This window comes from Kosakonia sp. Marseille-Q7440 (genome assembly GCF_965119485.1).
Window position 1 is genome coordinate 2,298,235 of record NZ_CBCPLT010000001.1, and the last position, 19,067, is coordinate 2,317,301.

Annotated in this window: 15 protein-coding genes; 2 read left to right on the top strand and 13 right to left on the bottom strand. The window is 57.8% G+C overall.

What is annotated here, in order from left to right; genetic code table 11:
- Positions 1 to 22 precede the first annotated feature (22 nt).
- From ACWPW2_RS10675 to ACWPW2_RS10720, 10 genes are all read right to left on the bottom strand, one after another.
- Entirely contained in the window at positions 23 to 5,413 is a 5,391-nt protein-coding gene (locus tag ACWPW2_RS10675; protein ID WP_454122899.1) for an AvrE-family type 3 secretion system effector, read from the bottom strand.
- Between the two features lie 62 nt (positions 5,414 to 5,475).
- A complete protein-coding gene (gene hrpT, locus ACWPW2_RS10680; RefSeq protein WP_094419739.1) occupies positions 5,476 to 5,661 on the bottom strand; it encodes an HrpT family type III secretion system protein in 186 nt (61 codons plus the stop codon).
- Between the two features lie 17 nt (positions 5,662 to 5,678).
- Positions 5,679 to 7,727, bottom strand: a complete 2,049-nt coding sequence (gene sctC / locus ACWPW2_RS10685; RefSeq protein ID WP_454122901.1) for a type III secretion system outer membrane ring subunit SctC — start codon at positions 7,725 to 7,727, stop codon at positions 5,679 to 5,681.
- A gap of 24 nt (positions 7,728 to 7,751) precedes the next feature.
- The gene (locus ACWPW2_RS10690) at positions 7,752 to 7,979 is read right to left on the bottom strand and encodes an HrpF protein (protein ID WP_124968163.1); all 228 of its coding nucleotides are present in this window, start codon (positions 7,977 to 7,979) and stop codon (positions 7,752 to 7,754) included.
- Between the two features lie 76 nt (positions 7,980 to 8,055).
- Positions 8,056 to 8,652: a type III secretion system stator protein SctL gene (sctL, locus tag ACWPW2_RS10695; RefSeq protein WP_454122904.1), complete on the bottom strand. Its 597-nt coding sequence runs from the start codon at positions 8,650 to 8,652 to the stop codon at positions 8,056 to 8,058.
- Positions 8,639 to 9,220 (bottom strand): serine kinase, encoded by a 582-nt coding sequence (locus ACWPW2_RS10700; RefSeq protein WP_454122906.1) that lies wholly within the window; start codon positions 9,218 to 9,220, stop codon positions 8,639 to 8,641. The genes sctL and ACWPW2_RS10700 overlap by 14 nt, the downstream gene beginning before the upstream one ends.
- A 6-nt stretch (positions 9,221 to 9,226) precedes the next feature.
- Positions 9,227 to 9,991 (bottom strand): type III secretion system inner membrane ring lipoprotein SctJ, encoded by a 765-nt coding sequence (gene sctJ / locus ACWPW2_RS10705; protein ID WP_454122908.1) that lies wholly within the window; start codon positions 9,989 to 9,991, stop codon positions 9,227 to 9,229.
- A gap of 5 nt (positions 9,992 to 9,996) precedes the next feature.
- Positions 9,997 to 10,365, bottom strand: a complete 369-nt coding sequence (locus ACWPW2_RS10710) for an EscI/YscI/HrpB family type III secretion system inner rod protein (protein WP_023478658.1) — start codon at positions 10,363 to 10,365, stop codon at positions 9,997 to 9,999.
- 63 nt (positions 10,366 to 10,428) lie between these two features.
- A complete protein-coding gene (locus ACWPW2_RS10715) occupies positions 10,429 to 10,668 on the bottom strand; it encodes a hypothetical protein (RefSeq protein ID WP_023478588.1) in 240 nt (79 codons plus the stop codon).
- A 141-nt stretch (positions 10,669 to 10,809) separates the two neighbouring features.
- A complete protein-coding gene (locus tag ACWPW2_RS10720; RefSeq protein ID WP_454122911.1) occupies positions 10,810 to 11,802 on the bottom strand; it encodes a sigma 54-interacting transcriptional regulator in 993 nt (330 codons plus the stop codon).
- Positions 11,803 to 12,265: 463 nt separating this feature from the next.
- Here ACWPW2_RS10720 and ACWPW2_RS10725 point away from each other — a divergent pair, with 463 nt between their 5' ends.
- Together ACWPW2_RS10725 and ACWPW2_RS10730 are read left to right on the top strand one after the other, a co-directional pair.
- A complete protein-coding gene (locus tag ACWPW2_RS10725; RefSeq protein ID WP_454122913.1) occupies positions 12,266 to 12,961 on the top strand; it encodes a hypothetical protein in 696 nt (231 codons plus the stop codon).
- A 15-nt stretch (positions 12,962 to 12,976) separates the two neighbouring features.
- Positions 12,977 to 14,032, top strand: coding sequence for a hypothetical protein (locus tag ACWPW2_RS10730; RefSeq protein WP_454122915.1), 1,056 nt, complete (start codon positions 12,977 to 12,979; stop codon positions 14,030 to 14,032).
- A 56-nt stretch (positions 14,033 to 14,088) separates the two neighbouring features.
- Here the strand turns inward: ACWPW2_RS10730 and ACWPW2_RS10735 are convergent, their stop codons facing one another.
- The 3 genes from ACWPW2_RS10735 to ACWPW2_RS10745 form a co-directional block, all read right to left on the bottom strand.
- Positions 14,089 to 15,138, bottom strand: a complete 1,050-nt coding sequence (locus tag ACWPW2_RS10735) for a transglycosylase SLT domain-containing protein (protein WP_454122917.1) — start codon at positions 15,136 to 15,138, stop codon at positions 14,089 to 14,091.
- Positions 15,139 to 15,315: 177 nt separating this feature from the next.
- Positions 15,316 to 17,439 (bottom strand): hypothetical protein, encoded by a 2,124-nt coding sequence (locus ACWPW2_RS10740; protein ID WP_454122919.1) that lies wholly within the window; start codon positions 17,437 to 17,439, stop codon positions 15,316 to 15,318.
- A gap of 381 nt (positions 17,440 to 17,820) precedes the next feature.
- On the bottom strand, positions 17,821 to 19,017 hold the full coding sequence (locus ACWPW2_RS10745) for a hypothetical protein (RefSeq protein ID WP_454122921.1): 1,197 nt from the start codon (positions 19,015 to 19,017) through the stop codon (positions 17,821 to 17,823).
- Positions 19,018 to 19,067: the final 50 nt, after the last annotated feature.

Sequence of the window (19,067 nt, forward strand, 5' to 3'; positions counted from 1 at the left end):
TAAAAGTAAGGTGTAACGCGGGTTACAGCCGCCCGCGCTTCTCCTGAATTTCGGCATTCGTCAGCGCATCCACCAGCGCCTGGCTGGCGTGGGCGATTTCGCCCTCAAGGGTAAAGGCGAGAGGTGACAGTTGGTTTGCACCATAGTTAAAGTTAATTTTTCCGAGGTTACGGCTGACGCTGACGCTGGCAGCGCTACTGCTCCCGGCGACAAACAGCGGGATGGAGATCCCCTCTTGTTTGATGTCAGTTTCGCTAAAAGCAATCGATTTGACCCGCAGGCAGTGCCGATCGCGCAGCAGCGCTGCGATCTCCTCCGGCTGGGTTTCATGGCGCAGCCACATTTTCTGAAGCTCATAGCGCCGGTCATCATGTAGCTCAAGGGTCACCACCGCCTGGGTGTTGCGGTTTTTTTGCAACTCGCGGATCGCCTCTTTAAGCAGCGGCTTCTCCTCCATAAAACGGCTGATTGCCTCGGCGGCACTCTCCGGCAGTTCGCTGGCAAACAGGCTATGCACCACGTGCATCAGGTTATTGCTGTCGACTTTGCGCAGATTGTTATAAGTGCTCTGATACTCGGCACTGTTGAGCTGATGGCAGTGCAGCCCATACGCCTGGCGTTGCAAATCCAGCGCCCGGGCGCTGTTAATCACGCCGTACTGGCCATTGTTGGCAGGCGTCAGCGCCAGCAGATGGGTCAGCAGTTTATCGAGCTTGTTCGCCGTTGTCTGCGGCTCATCCTGCATAAAGGTGCTGAACGTGTCGCTCTTCTCTTTTGTCTTTGCCGCACCGTCTTCTTTGTTCAACGTCTCAAGCGTGCTGCGTTCGGTTTTAGAGAGCGGACGTAAGGTGCCTGCGTGCGCCTTGCGCGCGCTCAGGCTCGCTTTTTGCAGCGCGCTTAGCCCGGCTGAAAGCTCACTTTTCTCTTTCTCGGGCGGTTTGTCGGCATCCTTTATCTCCTGCAACAGCTTATTGGTTTGCGGATCGTCAAAGTTGCTGCCAGCCTGCTCTATCAGCTTCTCCAGCTGGCGCGGGTGAACCGGCTCAGCCCGGGCAATATCGATGCTCATACTGTGTTTAGTGCGGTTATCGATACTGGCCTGAATCGTGGTGCTGTTAACGCCAAACAGCGGGATACGCAGGTCAGACGCAGGCCTGGCGGTGATGCCCACTCCGCCGTTAAGGCCGATCCCGGCGCTGGCGGTGTTAAACATCCGCAGGCGGTTATCGCTGCGGCCGAGCGTGCTGCCCGTCGCGCTGTGAGTGGTGGAGCGCTCACGTTGCGCATTGAGGATATTCGCCCCGATCTGCGCCATGCCGCCAGCGCGCACCGTGGCGCTGTTTTTCTTGCCTTCACCGCCACCGGCGGGAAAACGCAGAGCGCCGCCAGCCATCGCCATTGCCGTGGCGTCAACATTAAAGTTAAGGGTGGTACCCTGCTTCACTTTATGGCTGACGCCCTTCTCCAGTAGCTCGCCGGGATTGAGTTGCCCGCCAGTAAGCTGCGCGATGAAGGGTTGAAGCTCCGCTTCGCTCAGCGTAAAGCTGACGCTGTTTTGCAACTGACGCTGCATGGCGATGGCCACCAGACCACCCAGCCGCACAGAGGGGGCGATGCTGCGGTTGCCGCCAGGCTCCTTTTTGCTGCTGTCGGCAAGCTGACTCAACGGGTTCCAGCCTACGGCACCAAACACCGTACCGGTGCCGCCGCCGTTACGGCTAAAGGTGACATTAATCCCCCCATCGTTCCGGGAGAAGCTGGCGCTGTAGGCGCGATCGAGGTTGCCGCGCACGCCCGGAATACCGATCACCTCCCCGCCAGGGATCACCGACAGGGTCACCATGCCGCCATAGTTACGCCCAAAGGCAAAGTTCTCCCCCGGCTCCAGCGCTTTAAGCGTATTAAGAAGTTGCCCCGCCATCTGCTGCTGGTCGGGGGTTTTCAGCACCGTGCGGGTGGTCATATTCAGGCCGTGGTGCGGCTTACTCAGCGCATTAATAAAGGATTTGATGGCGTCATAGCAGGCCTCCAGCTGGCTGTTATTTAAAAAACCCTGACTGGTGGCTTTTTGCACCAGGTTTTCGCCATACTCCTCGTCACGCAAAAAACGCACCCGTTCTTTAATCGCCGCGATCTGCGCCGGGCTGGCCTGCGGGTTAGCATGACAGGCAGCCATCTGATCCACCACCTCGTGCAGGGCAGACATCATTAATCCATCAAGGATCAGGCGGGATTTCACCAGCCCCATCTCATCATGGGGATCGCGCCTGCGCGCCAGCGGCGGCTGCGCTTTCTGGTGCCGGGCCACCACGCCGTGCGCCTGCAAGTCGCTTACCGGTGTGCTGCTGCCCTCACGCAGCGGATAGCGCCGGTAAACCTCATCCAGCCGTTTCAGCAGGTTCTCATCATCACTGTAGGGGTTGAGCGCCTGAGTAACCGCCTTGATCCGCGAGGGGCTAAAGTCCTCTTTTTCACGCCCGTCCCCGCGTAACGCGCCCATATGCTGCCCGAGCAGCGTGCCGTGGTGCTGCGCGCTGTCGGCAACCGTGTCGATAAGGTTTTGCAGATGGGCGATAAACTGCCGGTCAAAGTGGCGGGTATCGAGCGCGGCGAGCCGCGCTGCTAAACTCTCCTGCGCCGTCGCGCCAGGCGCTGCCTGTAAGGTTTTAAGCCGCTGATAGAGCTGCGCCTGCTGCGCATAGAGCGGACGCAGCCCGTCACGCCCCTGCCAGTTATGGCGCGTGGCGTACCAGGCAGTTTTCAGGGGTCTTGGCGTGGTTAGCCGGGTATTAATTAAGTGCGCGCCAAGCCGGTCGCGCAGGCGGCTGTTGACATGGTTACCGTCTCGCCCGGTCATCCCGGCGATACTGGTCTCATACTTCAGCGTCATGCCGCGAATGTTGACACTTTTCGAGGCTTCATCCAGCCGCTCCATCGCTTTTAGCGGCTCAGGGCGAGGGGTGCTGACGGGCAGCGCTGTCGGGTCAAACTCCCCCGCTATCAGCCAGCTCTCTGCGGGGGCGATTGGCGGCGGGCTTACGCCCTCTTGCTGCGCCTCCGCCCCCTCCAGCGGTAAACCAGCCAGTTGCAAAATCGCGTTACGGCCGCCTTTATCCGCCACCATCAGCGCGCCGCTGGAACTGTTATGCAATCGCTCTACTGGCCCGAGATCGGGGGGCAGCGTCACCGCTTGCCAGCGAGCATCCGGGCGGCTGCCGGGGGATGCGCGCCACTCCGCTTCCGGCATCGTCCATAGCCTGCCCTGCAAGTCGAGAACATAGAGGTTGCGCTTCTGATCGGTGGTGATATCCGTAAGGGTGTTGCCCTCGCCGTTCGCAGGCAGCGTGGCGCGGGTGTGCGGCAGCCAGTTGGCGATCCCCGCTTTCGTCAGGGTTTGCATCATCTTATGCGCCTGACGGGTTCCGGCCTGGGTGCGGTGATATTGCAGGGTGTTGGTTTCGCTTATCGCCACACAGTTCTCGCCATCCAGCGGCGCAATGGCGCGCGCTTTATTACTCTCATCAAACCCCGGCAGTGGCAGCTCGACGCTCAGGCTGGCTTTTAACTGCCGCAGGGCGAAACGGTGGTGCGCACCGTCAATTTTGTCGCTCTTCTGGCTTATCTTAACGCGCGCAGGCAGCCCGTCACGGATCACCCAGCCGCTGCCATCCTGCGCCCGCTTGATGCTGTCCGCCTTCTCCTGGCTCGCCTCCCAGCGCCCGGCGTTTTTATCCCAGGCATAGAGTTTGCCTTCATGCACCAGCAACTGCCCGGCACGGCCAAGATCGACACGCTCATGGGCTAAGGGGCGCGGCTGAAACAGACCTTCGTGATGATCCAGCACCAGGCTCTCGCTGAGATTCCAGCGCGCCGCAAACTGGCCTTGCGCATTGAGCGTACAGAGGTGTTTCTGGTCAGCACCGCTTTTTACCACCGCCATCAGGTGTCCATCCTGATGGGAGACCAGGCTGCTTAACATCACCCCTGCGCCCAGTTGCTCCGGCAGCGCCGCCTGCTTCATATCAGGCTGCATAATGATTTCGCTGCCCTCCTGCGCCTGCGGTAATGCGGCGCTCCACAGCCCCCCTTCGCTGTCCAGCGCATAGAGACGCTGATTATGCAGCGCGACGCCGGTGGCGTGAAAAGCCTGAGTGTCGCCTTCCCCGTTCCCGGTTTTGAGGGTGATTTTCTGCTGCTGCTCTTTTTTCGCGCTGAGGGTGTTAAGCAACATCACCGACTGTTCGGCGGTTTTCTCATCGCTGAGCAGCAGCAGTGCAGAACCCTGCACGCTGATGCAATAGGCGGTGATTTTGCCAATTTTTGCCGACTTTTCGCCGCTGGAGAGATTATGCAGGGTCTTCTTATCGTAAATGGCGTACAGCATGCCGTCGGGCTGCTTGCTTAACTTGCTATAGCTTTTCTCTTCATCTTTATCGACCTGCTCCCAGCGCGTAGCGGCTTCGTTAAGCCGGTAGAGCCGCCCGTTATGCTCGCGCAACTGCTCCGAAACAGGCTCCCCAGCCCGGTTGCCTGCTTCATCACCGCCGGTGAGTTTGCGCTGGTGGCGAAAGATACCGGTCATCAGCGCCTGGGTCGCCTCATCTGGTAGCGCCGCAAGCCGCTGCTGTGGGGTTTGATGCTGCCAGCCGGGCAGCGGACGGCTGCTGGTCAGGCCGACAAACGCCAGCGGCGATCCTTGCAGCGTAAAGAGCCTGCCGCCGGGATCCAGCAGAAGATGCTGGCAATTATCGTCACTGGCCTGGTGCGCCAGCCAGCGATGCTGTGGTCGGGCGAGGGTTTCGTTGAGCAGCGCGGTGAGAGGCTCCGATGCGCTGTCGAGGACGCTTAAGCTGCCGTTATCCGTAAGCGCCAGGCGGGCAAACTGCGGTTGCAGGCCACCTCGCCGTGTGGCTGCATTCTCTTCCCCCGCGCGGTAGGCCCGCTGTTGCCGGGTATTGCGCTGGCTCTCTTGCAGCGCGGCGTAGCGCTCCTCTTCGATGGGGGAAAGCAGATGGCGGCGGCGTGATGGCCGCGGTTCCGGCTCGCGCATCGGGCGCAACGGCGGTTCGTCGGCAGCGGCTTCACTGTGGCGCCTGCTCACCGACTGCGGAGCGCTATTGATCTCATCCGGCGGGCGGGTGCTGTTCGACGCGGCGGGTGTGGATTGAGGGTGGCGCCTTTCCCGCAGGCGGCTGAGGCTCTGGCGCAGGTTTCCCATACGCTGGCGGGCTTCGGCTGCCTGCTGGCGCAGGGTCGGCGCGGCCTGGCTACCCACCTCCTGGTGCAGTGAGCCGCCTGCGGTCTGCTGCGGGCGGCGGGAAAACTGACGTAACGGAATCGCGTTACCAGTGCTGGCGTGCGACACAGATTGCGCCGCACGCAGGCTTCCCAGAAAAGGGAGGTGAATAGCCATGATGATCCTCGCTCAAATACGGCCCCGGCGATCGCCCGGGGTCTGAGACTGCCGAAACGCAGTTAGTTATCGACCGCTATCTGCGTGTAGTCGTTCGGGCCATTACGCAGTTGTGGTTGCCACCAGATAGTCAGCTTATGCAGATCGGACGACGGGCGGCAGCTTACGTCGTTACACCCGGCCTGCGGCCGCGCGCAGGCGCTCAACATTAGCGCGGCGGCGGCAAGCAACATCATTCGCAGTAACATGCTTTTTCCTTATCAGCTCAGTTGAAGTTTTGTGCCGGTGCGCCGCCTGATGCCGAGAGCAGCGAAGCGCGCGACGGGCGTGCCGGAGCATTGCTGTCAAAGGCGACAAACACCTCCGCCGATCCTCCCGGCGGCAGTTCAGCGCGCGGCCAGACTGCCACCGCCAACGTGCGATCGCTGCGGCAGACGCTCTCATCAAACCGCTGCGTCTGACGGGTGTTATTGGTGATCATCCCAACGGTTATCTGCACGCTGCTGTTGCCGTACCACTGATGGCGGCGGAAATCGCTCTGGAACGCGCCCGGAATACGGCATAAGGCCGATAGCGTCTGGCCGGTGCCGCCGCTGGTCATCCCCGTCGGCACCCGGTTCAGGGCCAGGTCACGCATCGCGCCTTCCACCATCCCGCGAATGTCGGTGTATTTATGCCGGTTGCTCACCTCATCCATCGCGTTATTAAGCTGCTCGCGCGACTCGGCAGCGATATAGCGCGAGGGATCGACCTGGTCGCCAATCAAATGCGGCGTAATAATAAACAGCCGCTCACGCTGGGAGGTTTCGTAGCGTGTGGAGGTAAAGAGCTTGCCAATCAGCGGAATGCTGCCGAGGATCGGGATGCGTCGCTCGCGATCGCCCGTCTCTTTGGAGTGGAACCCGCCCAGTACTAAGGAGCGGCGCGCTTCCACCAGCGCCTGGGTGCTGACCGCGGCGTTATGGGTGCCTTGTGCATCGCCCTCGTCATCTTTATTGAGCTTGCCATCTTCCACATCAACAATAAGCTGGATAGCCGATTTTTGTGAGGTGCTGATGGCGCGTGGCGTCACCCGCAGGCTGGTCCCGGCGGTGACAGACTGAATATCCGCCACCCGCTCGCCAATGGCGCGAATAAAGGCGGTATCGCTGAAATCAATCACCGCAGGCTGATTCTCCAGCGTCAGGATGGTCGGGTTGGCGATAATTGTTGCCGTCCCTTCCCCCTCCATCGCTTCGATACTGGCAAAGAAGCGCTGGAAATCAGTGACGAACAGCGTGCTGGCACCGGAGAGCATATTAGCGCCGCTGGCGACACTACCGAACTGACCGCCCAGGCTGCTGGAGAAGCGCTTCAGCGCGCTGCGGTCGATATCGACAATCACCGCATCGATCTCAATCAGCTTTTGCGGAACATCAATGGAGTTGATTAACGCCTGATAGGAGCCGCGGGTTTTCGGATCGTCACGCACCAGCAGCAGGTTGTTACGCACATCCGCCGACACTTTCCCCGCCAGCTTGCTGACCGGCGCTTTTTTACGCCCGGAGACCGGCATGTTGCGATTAATCAGCTCATTTAAAATCGTTTGCGACTGTTCACGTGATACCTGCTCATCATCCCCCTGGCCTGATGAGCTGCCACCGGCAGAGGCGTTGCTGGCCTGACCCAGCAGTTCATTCAGAATGGTGGCTACCCCCGGTACCAGCAGCTCCTGATCGCGATAGCGAATGGTGCGATCCGCCACTGCCGCGTAGCGCAGCGGGAATGCCATCATATCTTTACTCTCTTCGGCTTCCGGTTTGCTCTCCGATTTCCGGGCAAATTCAGTTATCTGGCGCACATACTCCGGCGGGCCGGTCACCAGCACCACGCCCTCATCCGGCAGTTCGCCCCAGCCGAAGCGTGGCTCCAGCAGGCCGACACCGCGCAGCGCCTCTTTCAGATCCGGCGCGGCTTCCGGTGAAATCTCAATACGCTGAGAGGTTTGCGCGGCCTGCGGGCTGACGTAGAGCGTGTCGTTGTAGACAAACCACTGAAAGCGATACTCCAGCGCCAGGCGATTAAGAAACGCTTCCGGGCTGTCTGCGCGCAGTTTACCGGTGACATTGCTGTCGCCCAGCGTGCCAAGATTGATCTCGACACCAAAGCTGGTGGCAAAATCTTCAAGAATAATGCTAAGCGGGGTGTTATCTGCCGAATAGGCATACGCACCGTTTTTCCACTCATCCGGCATACGGGCGTTAGTGATGCCCATACTCAGCGCCAGCAGGGTAATGGCCGCCAGCAGGCGGCCCGGAAAAGAAAACGTAAACACGCCTGACTCCTTGCTGACAGGGGCTTAGTTAATAGCGTCGATAATCGCTTTACGGATCCCAAACTTAAACTGGGTATATTGCGAGCTAGCCCAGCTGGCGTTGGACATATCCTGCAGCCGGTTCTGGAAGGCATACATATCCGCAAGACTGAAGGATTCGCCCGAGATATCGCGGGCAAATTGATAGGCTTCATGATGTTTGCGGGTGGAGTTGGAAGATAACTGACGCTGAAACAGATCGTTTGAACTCATGATGTTCACTCCTCTTGTTAGGCACCACTCTTAAGTGGTGCGGCAAGCGAAGCAGTTCCACGCATTTTGCTTTTTTTTATGCCCCCTCTTCTGCAAGCGAGGGCGCGAGCTGCTGGCGCAGCGTTTGCCAGTCAACCATCAGTTCGCCCGCATCGGTGATGAGCCGCAAATGGTCTGACTCAAGCGCCGGGTCGGCGCACAGCGTCCAGCTAAGCTGCGGCTGTGCGGCCAGCCAGCCGTTAATCTCCTGCTCCTGTTGGCTTGCGCAATAGAGCGTCGCCTGCTGCTGGCGCGGATAGTGACGCAATAGCTGTTTGAGCAACGCGTGAAAACGGCGCTCATCGTCCACCTCATCAAGCAGGTGTTGCAGCGCCTCGTTGACGATCTTCCCGGCAAGCACCACCAGCTGCGCCTCTTCGGCGGTGCGCTGCTGCTGCCAGCCAGCAAGCAGCGCCTGCGCTTGCTGCCAGAACGAGGCTTCCCATTCACGCTGGCAGGCCTCCCTTTCAGCTTGCGCCTCGGCGCGTGCCTGCTCGCGGATCGTCTGCGCCTCTTTGTGGGCCAACTCGATAATTGAGGCGGCTTCAAGCCCGAGCGCAATCTCCTCGCGGCGAAGCAAATTACCACCTGGCGCGCTACCTTCCGCCAGGCTCAGGCGTTTAAGTTTCCACATCGCGCGTCTCTTCCGAATGTTGTTGCACCTGCCAGAGCGCCACTTCCCATAAAGGACGCAGACGATGGACAGGCAGTGAGAGCGCCGGGCTTACCGGCGCGTCGCTGGCGGGAAAGAGCAGCCGCAGGCGTGGCCAGATAGCCGGGAATAACGCTTGCAGCAGGCAGAGGCTGTCGGCGCTGCCGCCTGCGGTGAAGAGCCCGGCGGGCAGCCAGCACTCCGTGCGCATCCCTTTCGCCACACGCCGCAGCCAGATCTTTAACTCAGCGGGTAGCGGCATGGCTCCGGCGCAAATTTCCGCCACCAGAACCAACAGTTGCGCGCGCTGTTCAAAGCTTAAGTCGCTGATTGCCAGCACCATCGGCTCGGGTGCTACCAGCTCGCCCGTTACCCCCAGCGTGCGGTGCCAGCGTGCGGCATGCTGGCGCAGATAGTGCCTTTGCAAAGGGACTGATAAGCGGGCCAGCGGCTGGGTGCGCCAGCTTTCATCGGCCTGTAACCAAAAGTCAGCGTGCCACCAGCGTAGCCAGCGCAGGGCGAGTTCCTCGTCGGGCGCAGCGCTCAGCATAATGCGTCACTTCGCCTGTGCAGCCAGGCGCTTGCGATTGAGTGCCTGTCGAATAAATGCGTTTGCCACCAGTAACAACAGCAGCCCCCCTAAGCAGGTTGTCACTATTTTGACCATGCCGTAACGCTCCGGGGTCAGCTGAAACGGCCCCAGTTGCACCATTTCAACTCTGTCTTGCCAGGCTTTCGCCGGGACAAAGACGATCGCCAGATCGCGGTCATCGCGCCCGCCCAGCCCCGGAATACTGGTGGCCACCAGCCGACGAATGCGCGGCTCGATACTGTCCGGATCGAGGTTTTCGTGATACTTGATAAATACCGAGGCGGAAGCGGGCTGTACCGGCTCGCCGGGGGCGATACGCTCCGGCAGTACCACATGCACGCGCGCCACCACGACGCCATCAATTTGTGACAGTGTCGCTTCTACCTCCTGCGACAGGGCATAGATATAGCGGGCGCGCTCCTCCAGCGGGCTGGAGATAACGCCGCTTTTCTGAAAAACCGCGCCGAGGTTGGTCCGCGCCTGATGCGGCAGCCCGGCGGCATTGAGAATATTCACCGCCCGCTCGATATCACCGCGCGCAACGCTGACACTCACGCCCTCTTTGGAGACCTGTTTTTCCGCCTCGATCTTAAAGCGGCTCAGTTCTGCCACCACATCGTTGGCATCGTTTTCCGAAAGCCCACTGTGCAACTGAGTCTGGTCACCGCAGCCGGTAAGCAGCAGCGCCAGCCACAGGGCGCAGAGGCATTTAATGACAGAGCCATTCATAGGATTCACTGCAGGTTGCTGAGTTTGTCGACTGACTGAACGGTTTTGGCGATCACTTTGGCGTTCATCAGGCTCTCGATGTAGTAATTGGACAGCTGCGCATTGGCGCGGGAGAAATCCTCCGCACTGGAGGATCGCGAAGCGACTCTCAGATCGTGAAAGGCATCTTTTTGCGCACGCTGGTTGCCGCTAAGGGATTGCAGAACATTGCCGACCACGCCCGGCTCTGAAGAAGCCGACGTGCTGCTCTCAGGCGCAGGGCCATTAAGCCGGGCATTAAACCATTGAATATCTTCCGCCGACGGGGCTTCATCGTAGATTTCGACTGACGGTACCGGTTCGGAAGTAAGCGAGGGAGATTGAGAGACTTTCATCAGCAAAACTCCTGTAGGTGAGTGAGCAGGGAGTCGTGAATAACGTCTCCCTGCCGGAGTCGATTAGTACTGAATTTTGACCTGGGCTGCGGCAGATGCGGCCTGCGCATTACTTTCGGCGATGCCGTTAATGCGCTGGAACTCTACATCGCGATCCATTTTATCGGCCTGGTTTTCCTGCATTCTGTCCATCGCCTGTTGCGATCGAACCATATATTTCGCACCACTATAGGCACCGGCAACCTGAGTGTAAGCAGAGGCGGCGTTGGTGATCCCGTTGGCAAGTAAGCTAGCACCTGACATAGTAATTCCTCGCGTTAATGATGGGTTGTATTTGGGTGTTGCGTTCATTAAGTGATAAACGAAGCCACCTGGTTCCATCGCAAAGAAAAAATTTATGCAGAAAACGCCGTCTGGCCCACCGCGAGAGGGGCGGGCGACATGTCAGGCGGTAAGTTTTAACAGCTTCAGGCGGTGATAGAGGGTGCGCCTGGGGATCCCTAACTCAAGAATAACGTCATCAATACGATTACCGTGCCGTTTCAGGCAGTCGTGGATCAGGCTGCGCTCAATGCGCCGCAGTCGCTCTTTTAATAGCCCGCGCCCCTCCTGCTTTATCTCACAGCACAGCGGCGGTAAGCCCAGCACAAAGCGTTCCGCCGCCGCTTTCAGTTCGCGGATATTCCCCGGCCAGCTATGCAGCAGCAGGGTTTCATCCAGCACGGGCGAGCCCGGCGGCAGCGGCTGATTCAGGCGCAGCGCCGCCTCCTGGGTAAAGCGGCGAAACATCGGCAGAATCAGCTCCGGCCGCGATCGCACGGTTGGCGTGGCAAGTTTAATCGTATCGAGGCGAAAGAAGAGATCGCGGCGAAAACGCCCCTGCGCCACCAGCTGCGAGAGCGGAATTTGCGAGGCGGCGACCACGCGCAGATCGAGTTCAATACTTTTGGTGCTGCCGAGTCGCTCCACCGCGCGGTTCTCCAGCACGCGCAGCAGCTTGGCCTGCACCGTGAGCGGCATACTGTCTATTTCATCCAGAAATAGCACGCCATGATTGGCGCTCTCAATATAGCCCGCGCGGGAAGTGCTCGCGCCGGTAAACGCCCCGGCCATCACCCCGAACAGCTCGCTTTCGGCCAGTGTCTCCGGGATGGCCGCACAGTTAACCGCCACCATCGGGCCGCGACAGCCGGAAAGTTGATACAACCGCCGGGCCAGTGCATCTTTCCCGGTACCCGTCTCCCCCTCGATCAAGACATCAATTTTTAACGGTGCAATCGTATTTAAAATCTTATACAGATGGGCATGGATATCGGTCACAGGTTCCGGATAACCCGCCGCCGCGCGTGGGCGGGAGTCAACCTGGCGTAAAACGTTATCCGCACTCCCCTCATCTGCAGTCCCCTGGATTAACTCTGTCCTGGTAAGACGAACCATACATTCTCCATTAGCTTCACGTAAGCGCGCCTTGCACGGGACGCGCGGGTAATTCAGCGCTTGTGGATTTTTTGGAAGTTGAGCCTGATGTAAAGAATTACAAATTTACAGCGGCCTCACTCTCACTCAATCACGTAATCCCCGCTATCAGTCCAGGATTATTATTTTGTAGGGATAGCCGCTCACCAGGTAAGGATCTCCTTACAGGATTTGAAAAAAGAGTTGGAAAAACAAAACATTGAAGAATGCACGGCGGTGACGATAAGTTTCAAAACTCGGAATCCGCGTCACAAACGCAAATTTTCAGGCGGAACTACCCAGCAACAATCACCACTCACAGTGCGAGGTAGCATCAGCCCGAAAGGTAAAATTGTGCAATCAGCATGAATTAGGATTGCAAAATGTTACCGCTACTGCTGCTGCCCAACCAATCGCTGACTTATTAACTCTGAGGAACACATTTATGAAGATTCCAGGATTTGGTGGTGGAGCAACAAACGCAAACAGAGCCGATTTCCCGCCGGCGAATATGCCAGGCAAACCGGGGGGCACGCCGTCAGGTAAACCAGACCTGCCCGACCAGCCAGGCAAGTCCTCGCCGTTATCTTTCCTCAATAATTCGAAAATGGGCCCGCTCTCTTTTGCCAGTAACGCCTTTGGTGGCCTGAGTACGCTCGCGTCGCTGACCGGGCTTGGCGGCCTCGGCGGAAGCCAAAGTAACGGCCAGTCAAATGGTGCAAATGCGCCTGCGAGCGGCAGCAACTCCCTGCCGGGCGGTGGCTTAATGCAGCAGCTTATGATGCTGTTAGGCCTGCAACAGCTGTTGGGCGGCGGTAATAAGGCGCAGCAGCCGGAACAGCCGACGACCCCTGCGCCTTCTCAGGGCGCGAATAAGAGCGGTAACCCGCTTGAGCAGCTGATGCAGATGCTCCAGCAACTGCTTCAGCAACTGATGGGCCTCGATAAAGGCAAAGGGGCCGGGAGCGGAGAGCAGAGCGGTAATGCACCGCAGGCACCTGCTCAGGGAGCGGCTGACGGTAGTGGTCAGCAGGGCGGAATGATGCAAAACCTGCTGTCGCTGTTAGGGCTGACGTCACTGTTGCAGGGTCTGTTGGGCGGCGGTCAGGGGCAATCTTCCCAGAAGAATACGCAGCTCTAATTCAGGGGGGCTTATATGGTTATGCAAGTACCTGGCGCGGGGGGGATCACCCCCGCTTTTTCACCCGGCGGGCAACTGCCGGGTAACCTGCCATTAACCACTCCCCTGCCCGGATCTTCCTTGCCGGGTCTGGGTAACGATCTGCCGATCTGCTACTCCGGAACCAGCGGAACGCCGCTGGCGGGCCTGGGCGATCCGACCCAACAGTTCGATCAGCTGTTAAAGCAGGTTGGATTGGGTGCGCTTGTTGATCCCGCCGCCAATGAGGAAACGATGCCCGAAGCGTTATTTACCAGCGAAACCGCAGGTGAAGAAGCGCCGCAGGCAACGGGCGATGGCGTGCGGACCAGCGAGAAAGACACCAGCGTCAGGCCGACGGAAGAGAACCTGAAGGGCCGTCCGCCGGGAGATAACCGCAGCGCCGAGCAGATCGTTGATGAAAACCCGGTGCTGAAAAACCTCGGCAATCAGAAAGATATCAAGCGCGAGCAGTTAAAAGAGCGCTTCGGCGACTGGACGGATGCCAATAAAGATCCGAAGAGTCGTGCTGATGCGGCGTACAACATGGCCTGCGTGTTAAACAGCATCAAAGCCCTTAATGCCCGCGATGGCAGCGAGCGTAAGGAGATCTCTGCTAACGATAAAATAGAGGGCATCACTAAGGATGGCGACGCGCGTCACGGCACCGAGGCGGGCGTACTGAAGGATATCGCCGAACAGGGGCTGAAGATGCTGCCGGAGAATAAACAGCTGCCGCAAACCAATGATACGCACGTGCGTAAGGATGGTACCAATAAGGACAACTTCCAGTGGGGCATGGGTGAATTCGGCAAGATATTGTCGAATATCCCGATTCTCAAATCTGTTGCTGCGCCTTTCTTCAACAACATTGGCGAGGCCCGCAACCTGGGCGAAGTCTTTACCGGTGGCCTGAAAGGACTGGCCGAGGGTGGCATGAGCGTGGCGCGCGGGCCGATTGGCTGGGGCATTACGGCCGCTACCGACACCGTGCAGATTGCGGTGGAGAATGCCGGAGGGAAAGGGAAGAACGAACCGCCGCCGTTTGCCTGATTTATTACCTTGCTGATGTTTGTCCCTGTACCTGGTACAGGGACTTTTTTTGCCTGCTATGCAGGTAACGTACCTTTGCCGCTGGAGATAACGTCGGCAAAATTGAGCACTTTCCCGACATAGGTTGCATCGCCGGTACCGGTTTTCGAGATATCTGTCAGATCGTTGACGTTCACATTCCCCGGCCCTGAGTTATAGGCCCGCAGCCCGGCACCGAGATCGCCACCAAACGCCTGCCGCTGCTCTTTCAAATAGAGCGCACCGGCCATAATGCTGTCTTTAGGGTTGGACGGGCTGGCATCGGATCCCAGCAGATGCGGGTATCTGCTTTGCAGATCGGCGAAGGTGTTCGAATTGACCTGCATCAGGCCGCTGTCGGAAAGCCCATTACCGCCGTTAACGGTGGTCGCATCGATTTTCCCGCGTGACTCCTGCCAGATTTGCCCCGCCAGCACTTCAGGCGGTTGGTCGGTCTCTCTGGCGGCATGCATTATCGCCTTCTCATGATCGAGTAGCGGCGCAGGTAAATGCAGTCCCGACTCGCCTTTTATCAGCGGAACCCCGCCGGATGTCGGTGTCTGCTGGGCAGGTGTGTTCAGGGCAGCACTGGAGGGAGAGCCCGGTTGTGCCGCACTGCCCGGCTGTTGCGCAGAGGCGGCGGCAGGCTGTTCAACAGGCTGCTGCACGGCGGCGTTCACCGGTGCGGCGGGCGCAGCTCCCTCTTCTGCTGAGCCGCCCGGCATCCCTGCCCCGCCGCCGCTACCTGCTCCTGCTCCTGCTCCTGCTCCTGCGCTGTTATTTTGCTGCTGACCGGAGAAGAGCTGCTGCAGCATCATCAACAGTTGCAGTAATGCTTGTATTTGCGGGCCCAACTGCTGCATTAGGCCCTGCATCTGCATCGGATCCATATTGCTCTCACTGTCGGACGTGGCGGTGAGGCTACTGAAATCCGTGCCGCTCATGGCATCATTGCCAAAGTTAATCGCCTGGCTGCCGCCAGCAAAATCTGTCGGGCTGAACGAGGCAAAGTTTTTTTCATTGAGCGCGCTAAAATCAGGCATTTGCGGCTGTATCGGCCCGAAAACCGAACCTGACGAGATATTCATCCTTCTGTCCTCTCAACAAAGGGTCATCATTAGCGCCAGTCAACCTGACGCATCCCTCCCGGTATGACCGGGGTATGATTGAGTGGAAAGCGCGAGGCGCGGGTTCCGGGCAGAGCGTGCTGCAGCGAAAATTCAGGCGAAAAAAAGCCGCATAGCTGCGGCTTTTAAGAGGGGGTATCAGGAGGCTTTTTTCGCCTCTTCAGGCGCTGGCGATCCTGCTGGTACTGCGGCTTCTGGCGATTTCGCTGCTTCAGGCTCTGGCGATCCTGCTGGCGCTGCGGCTTCTGATGACGCCGATGGCCCGGATGCCACTGATGACGCAGATGATGTCGGTAAGGAGTCCGGCAGCGGGATCATCTCGGCGATACGCTCGCTCATCTTCTCTGCTTCAGCCTCAAGGTGTTCAATAATGGCTGCAAACATAGCCGGGGTTATTCTCTCAGGATGTGGGGTCAGGATGTCCTCCCGCTCCGGGAAGGCGCGCACCAATTCCTGGGGATCCATCTCCTCAAGCAACGCATGTAAATACTCAGACGGGGTCTTAGGCAGCGCGCCAGAGGCTTTGGAATGCACGCTGGCGCTGTCCGGCTTGCTTGCTTCTGACGGCGTTTTCGTCCGGGTACCAGCAATTGCCGCTGGCGTTTCTGTAGAAGCTCTTGCCCCGGTGCCAGCCTCTGGCGCGGGCGATGCTGTAGAAGCCCTTGCCTCAGTGCCCGCCTCTGGCGCTGGCGATTCTGTAGAAGCCCTTGCCTCAGTGCCAGCCTCTGGCGCTGGCGGTTCTGTAGAGGCTCTTGCCTCAGTGCCAGCCTCTGGCGCTGGCGATTCTGTAGAAGCCCTTGCCTCGGTGCCAGCCTCTGGTGCTGGCGATGCTGTAGAAGCCCTTGCCTCGGTGCCAGCCTCTGACGCTGGCGATGCTGTAGAAGCTCTTGCCTCGGTGCCAGAGACTGACGCTGAGGTGCCTTCCGGAGTTCTTTCCCCTGAAGTTAAATGGGCGCTGCCGTCGGTTGTATCCGTGTTGGTAGATGATGATGATGAACTTGTGCTGCTTCCGTCACCTAGCCCAAGTGCGTTTTTCGTCGCTTTTTTCATCGCGTCATAGGCGATTGCCGCCGCCCCTTGTGAAAAATAGGCCACCGCCGCCACCGGAAGGTAAGCGCCCTGGCCTGCGAGTTCGCGAATGGCGCGGTTAGTCGAATTTTTCATGACATCGTTAACACTGCCCAGTCCTTTAGACATAGACGACGCCATAGCCTTACTCGCTGCGCTTTTCGACATATTTGCCAGCCCCAGCCCACCTCCCAACGCAAAGCCTTCCACGAGCTGGGAAAGCGCGACAAGATTGAGCACGGCTTTACCCCAATTTTTTGGCGTGCTGAGGTTATTCTTCAGGGCATCAAACCGGCCACCTTCAGCGCTATGCTTACGCCCGCTGGCTAATGCCATGTAACGCTCCTGCCAGTCATGGCGGCCAAACAGATACTCCGCACCGTGCAAATGGTCGAACTGGTTCTGCACCACGCCGCTCGCCGCTCCGGCCCCGGTTGTTAAGAGCAGACCCGCCCCCTGATTGATGAGATACCCTGGTTTACCGATCCCTTTGAGTATCTCCACCGGTTTCGTGCTCGGCGCGTTTTCCGCGAGTTTCTGCGTACCGGCTGAAATCGCTGCGGTCACCGGGTTGCGCATGTTATACCCTGACCCTCCCAGTGCCGCATTTTTCACTTTATGCCCTGTGGATTCGTGCCTTTTCATCACCTCCTGCATAAATGGTTCGAGTGCCTCTTTATCAGCCTGCATCCATTTCCCGTCTTTGAGGCTGTTATCGACAAGTTTGGAGACGACGGCCTTAAAAGCGACCGCCGTGAGCCCCCCGGTCAGGCCAGTAACAAAATCGTGTCCCGGCGTACCGGGTTCCAGATTCAGTTTTTGCGCCAGCGCCTTACCCGCCAGGTCGCCGGGCATGCCAGAAAGCCCATAGGCTAACCCCATGGCGGCCTCGGCTAATGCGGATGTTCCTTTATCATTCTTGCGAGCGTTTTGAATAACTGTTGCAACATCATCTGCAGTTTCTCCCATCTCAGCCAGCCTTACCGCGACACCATGCATGTGTTCGCGGACCTCTGCTCCACCGACAGATTCAGTTTCCAGGGTGCGCTCAATACGCGCGATCTCCTGTAGCCGGGCTGCTTGTGTAGGATCTACGCCCGCAGCGGCGCTGGTCGACGCGGCAGTACGTGAACGCAGGGCAATATCCTCATGCCCAGGTGTAGGTGTGCGCCCGTGACTTCTGTTTATCTCCATTATTCTCACTCCGCCAGGTTGTGCCGGTTATCAGCAACCGGTCAGTTGATGACTTGCGAAATGAGTAGCTCACCCCGCAACGATAGCGTTGAGTGGGATGCGAGCGGGCCCGGTTTCAGTTTTGCGGAGATTTTTTAAGGTTTTGTGATGCAGTTAATAAAAAGCAGCCAGATGCGCTGCGATTCAGCGGGGAAAAGCGTTTTTTAATAGTTGATATGGACCAGGTAAAATCAAACGACTATGCGAAGCCACGCGGGGAAAGTTATTCATAACTGCTCGTTTAATAACTTATCAATAAAGGGGGTTTTTCTACGCTACCTGATTGCAGTATCAGGTAAACCATAAACTCCACGCCGTTGCGTGGAGTTTTTTTATGTTCTCTCAGGCAATCGCCAGTTCAATGACTTCAAAGAGTTTTTTCGCACCGGCGTTCGATTGCGTCAGCGTGATTTTTTGTTTTTTTCCCTCTTTCAGCCAGAGCGTAATCTGCTTATTCAACGCACCGGAAAAAGTCACCTTCTTAATATCGCTGAAGCGCGTGAAGAATTTGTCTTCAGCCTCAAACATGCCAGGTAAACAGAAGATAGCCTCATCGGTTAACACCACGCCACGATCGCCCTTTCCTGCCACAGTTTCATCAAAGTAGAAAAGGAGATCATCTTTTTTAAGCGGCGGTAATGTCCCCGCTGCGGCAACGGCCTGAATAAAATGAGCGATTTTTTTATCATTCAGTTGATCGTAGCGATAGAAGTGATGATCTTTGTTCGTCGCGTAGCGCTGCTCTGTTTCATGGCTCAACAGGTAGACAGGCTGTTCATCCGCAGGCGTGCTCACTTCAGCCAGTGAGCGGGTTAGCGATGCGCCCACGGCTCCGGCGCCAGGAACGATCGTCGAGGTGACCACCGTTTGGGTAACGTTGCGCGTATAGTCTGCAACGACGGTTCCTCGTGCAGTAGTGTACCCGCTAACGGATTGCGGCAGTGTTGCAGAGGTTTTTACCAGGCTCATCCTGAAAGCCGCGCGCAGCGAAGCGAAAATCGAGGCAATCAGCAGCATAATCATCGGTACAGACAGCAACATCACACAAAAGAGGAAAAAAGTGTGTTTTGGCGTAGCCGAACGTTCATTGAGACGCCCGACAGATACCACCGCCGCGATAAAGTAGACCACGCCACATCCTGCCGTCAGCCACACATTGCTGTCGCTATTATTAAGGTGATAAATAACAGGAATTAAGAGGCTGGCACAAAGCACTACGCTCAGCAGAGCATCCGGCAGCAAATTCTTAATACCTTCAAACGCTTTGCCGATGTTGTACAAAATCCAGCAGATAAGAACTATCCAACCAATAATCGGAATGGCCGCGGCGATAACCATCAAAATGAAGCTGATAACCATGCCACGCAGCATACCGGCAAGATGCCCTTCCGATGCCAGGTAATAAATAAAAAACAGCAGTGCAAAAGCCATCATCCCGGGAAGAATAAAAATAATAGCTTCAGGCAGGAAAAATACGCCAGCCCAAACCGCTGACAGCAGTAAAAAGCACAATCCGGGCCCGATATTCTGCTCTTTCACCGCCACATCCGTATAATTTGTCATTTTATTTTTTAACCTGTTTTTTACTC